Here is a 3,449-nt window from a genome sequence, read left to right on the forward strand (position 1 = left end):
CAGGCGCTCGCGGACGAGATCGGCGGCACCGCCATGCCCCTGGACGTGACCGATCCCGCCTCGTGTGAGGCGTTCTGCGCGGCCGTCCCCCGGCTCCACGTGCTGGTCAACAACGCCGGCGGCGCCAAGGGCACGACCACCGTCATGGACGCCGACGAGGAGCAGTGGCGGTGGATGTGGGAGACCAACGTCCTGGGCACTCTTCGGCTCGTGCGCGGCCTCATGCCGGTGCTCGTGGAGACCGGCGACGGCCTGGTGGTGACCATCACCTCGATCGCCGCGCTGGAGTCCTACGACAAGGGCAGCGGCTACACCACCGCCAAGCACGCGCAGGCCGTGCTGCACCGGACGCTACGCGGGGAGCACCTGGGCCAACCCGTGCGGTTCACCGAGATCGCGCCCGGAATGGTGGAGACCGAGTTCTCACTCGTGCGGTTCGACGGCGACGACGACAAGGCCGGCGCCGTCTACCAGGGATTGACCCCCATGGTCGCGCAGGATGTCGCCGAGATCGTGGGGTTCGTGGCGAGCCGGCCGTCGCACGTCAACCTGGACCAGATCGTGGTCAAGCCGCGGGACCAGCACTCGGCCATGCGGGCGCACCGGCGCTGAGTGGTACGGTCCCGCGGTGGCGCGGTGGCGCGGTGGCGCGGGACCCCGTTGGCAGGTCCCGCCGACAAGGCCAGGCTTACCGATGTTCGGTTAGGCTTACTGACCTGGTAAAACGCGGTTGCCGGCCCTACTGTGGGACCCCTGGGGCGCAACATGCCCCGGGCGAACCTCGACGCCCGTCGAGGTCCCCCGAGAGGAAGGGTGCCATGATCATGGCCAAGAAGTCGTCGTCGTTCACCGAGCTCCTGTCCGCGCAGGTCGGTCACGAGTTCGCCGCGAGCCAGCAGTACATCGCGATCGCAGTGTGGGCCGACGCCAAGGACCTGCCCCAGCTCGCCGGGCGCTTCTACCAGCACAGCCTCGGCGAGCGGAACCACGCCATGATGATGGTCCAGTACATGCTCGACCGCGACATCCCGGTGACCATCCCGGCCGTGCCCGGCCCGCAGGCCGAGTTCGACGGCCCCGTCGCCGCCCTGCGCTACGCGCTCGAGCAGGAGAAGCAGGTCACCCGTCAGATCGAGTCGATGTTCCAGGCGGCCCGCGCCGAGTCCGACCCGCTGGGTGAGCAGTTCATGCTGTGGTTCCTGCGTGAGCAGGTCGAGGAGGTCGCCAACATGAGCACCCTGGTGGCGATCGCCGAGCGCGCGGACAACGACTGGTTCCGCATCGAGGAATACCTCGCACGCGAGACCGACACCTCCACCAACACCGGCACCCCGCCCGCGGTGGCCGGCGGCGCCGTCTGACCGGACATCCCGGATCCGGCGAGCGGGCTCGGCCGGTACGGGCGGGGCTGGTGTTGGCGGGGCGGGCGCGGGCGGGTCAGGCGCAGCTGTACTCCACGTAGCTCACCCCGCTGTCGAACCCGATCCGCCGGTGCGTGACCAGGGACCGCGCACCGGTGGACCCGGCGATCAGCGGTCGCCCCCGGCCGATCACCACCGGGTTGACCTTGAGCCGGAACTCGTCGATCTCGTCCACCAACGCCGCTGCCAGCTCCCCGCCACCGCAGAGCCAGATGTCGAGCGGGGAGCTCTCCGCCTTGAGTCGTCGGACCAGTGTCACGGGGTCCTCGTCCGACGCCGTGAGGCCCGTCTCCGCCGGCAGATCACCCGGCCGATGGGTCACCACGTACTGGCGCAGGTGCGGGTAGCCGCTGGCCAGCCCCTCGTCGACAGCGACCTGATGGGTGGACCGGCCCAGCAGAACCGTGTCGAACACCCATGGGGCGGTCCCCGCGAGCCCGATCGCGCCGCGGATGTGACCGGGGATCGTCTCCGGATAGTGCTCGACGAGCCAGGCCATGTGGTCGCCCTCGAGCGGAAAGAAGTCCGTCCGTCCGTCGGGGTCCGCGATGAACCCGTCGGCGGTGACGGCGATGTAGTAGATGAGCTTGCGCATGGGTGAGTCCCTTCGTGGTCTGTGATCAGGGGAAATTGAGCGGGTCAGCCGAGCCGGATCACGTCGTCCACCCCCACCCGGGCACAGAAGCCGTCGTCGTGGCTCACCAGGACCAGGGCCCCGCGCCACCGCGCGAGAGCGTCGGCGAGCACCTCCACGCCGGCGAGGTCGAGGTTGTTGGTGGGCTCGTCCAGGATCAGCAACTGCGGAACCGGCCGCGCGAACAACCTCGCCGCCAACGCCGCGCGCAGACGTTCGCCACCGGAGAGCTCGGCGAGGCGGCGGAACCCGGCGTCCCCCGTGAACAACATCCGCGCGGCGTGGGCGTGGACCTGCTCGGGATCGGCCTCAGGGCGCACCGCCCGGATCGCGTCCACCACCGACCTGTCGGGATGCTCGACCCGCAGATCCTGCGGCAGCAGAGCCCAGGGCACGTGCGCCGCCTCGTCGTCACCAGCTCCGGCGGACCCGTCACCGAACAGGCGCCGGAGCAGCGTGGTCTTGCCGCTGCCGTTGGGGCCGGCGAGCCGTATCCGCGCAGGCCCGGTCAGGTGGATGCGACCGGCGACCGGATCGAGGGTGTCAATCACGCTCCGCCCGGCCGGCAGCCCCGGGTCGGGCATCGGGATCCGCAACACCTCCTCTCGGCGGACGGCGGCGTCGGCGTCCTGCATCCGCGCGCGCGCCTGCTCGACTCCCTGCTCGTGGACCGCGCGTAGTCTGCCCGCGGATTCCTGGGCGGACCTGCGACGTGCGTTCATGAGGATCTTGGGCATCCCGCCGGCGGCCTGCACCCGACGCCCCTGCGCGAGTCGGCGGCTCGCCTTCTCCATCCCGTCGACCCTGTCCCGCTTCTCCGCGCGCAGCTCGTTGCGGGCGTCCGCCAGCGACTGCACCGCGGCCGACTGCTCGAAGTCGACGACCTCCCGGTACAGCGAGTACGGCCCCCCGAACAGTCGACATCGTCCGGACCGCAGCTCCACCGTGGCATCGGCCCGTTCGAGCAGTTCCAGGTCGTGGCTCACCACCACAGCGATCCGCCGCCCTGCGGAGACGAACCCCTCGAGCGCCGCGAACAACCTGGCCCGGGCCGGTCGGTCGAGGTTGGTGGTCGGCTCGTCGAGAAGCAGCACCTTCGGCTGCCCCAGGAGTCGACCCGCCACCGCCGCGAGCGTGCGCTCCCCGCCGGACAACTCGCCCACGGGTCTGGTCAACTCGGCGGGCAGGCCCAGCTGGTCGAGCAGCGCGAGGGTCCGTTCGGCGACGGACCAGTCATCACCGATGCGGGCGAAGTCGTCGTCGTCGCCCTCTCCCGCCTCGATCCGATGCAGCGCCGCGAGCTGCGGGCCTATCCCGAGTTCGTCGGCGAGGGTGCGGCCGGGCGAGGCGTCGACGAGCAGCTGCGGCAGGTATGCGACCGCGGGCGGGCGGGC

Annotated in this window: 4 protein-coding genes; 2 read left to right on the plus strand and 2 right to left on the minus strand. The window is 70.9% G+C overall.

Annotated elements, in window-relative coordinates; genetic code table 11:
- Together G6020_RS07745 and G6020_RS07750 are read left to right on the plus strand one after the other, a co-directional pair.
- Window positions 1–612 (plus strand): SDR family NAD(P)-dependent oxidoreductase (locus tag G6020_RS07745; RefSeq protein ID WP_182610228.1); only part of this gene is annotated, 612 nt, incomplete at its 5' end.
- A gap of 212 nt (window positions 613–824) precedes the next feature.
- On the plus strand, window positions 825–1,361 hold the full coding sequence (locus G6020_RS07750) for a ferritin (protein WP_179525999.1): 537 nt from the start codon (window positions 825–827) through the stop codon (window positions 1,359–1,361).
- A gap of 76 nt (window positions 1,362–1,437) precedes the next feature.
- On the opposite strand, the gene G6020_RS07755 is transcribed toward G6020_RS07750, so the two are convergent.
- The gene (locus G6020_RS07755; protein WP_182610229.1) at window positions 1,438–2,016 is read right to left on the minus strand and encodes a dihydrofolate reductase family protein; all 579 of its coding nucleotides are present in this window, start codon (window positions 2,014–2,016) and stop codon (window positions 1,438–1,440) included.
- Window positions 2,017–2,060: 44 nt separating this feature from the next.
- Window positions 2,061–3,449: ATP-binding cassette domain-containing protein (locus tag G6020_RS07760; protein WP_182610230.1), on the minus strand; the 1,389-nt coding region annotated here is incomplete at its 5' end.

Origin of the sequence: Dietzia sp. B19, assembly GCF_014145155.1 — a bacterium.
GTDB classification, from domain to species: Bacteria; Actinomycetota; Actinomycetes; order Mycobacteriales; family Mycobacteriaceae; genus Dietzia; species Dietzia natronolimnaea.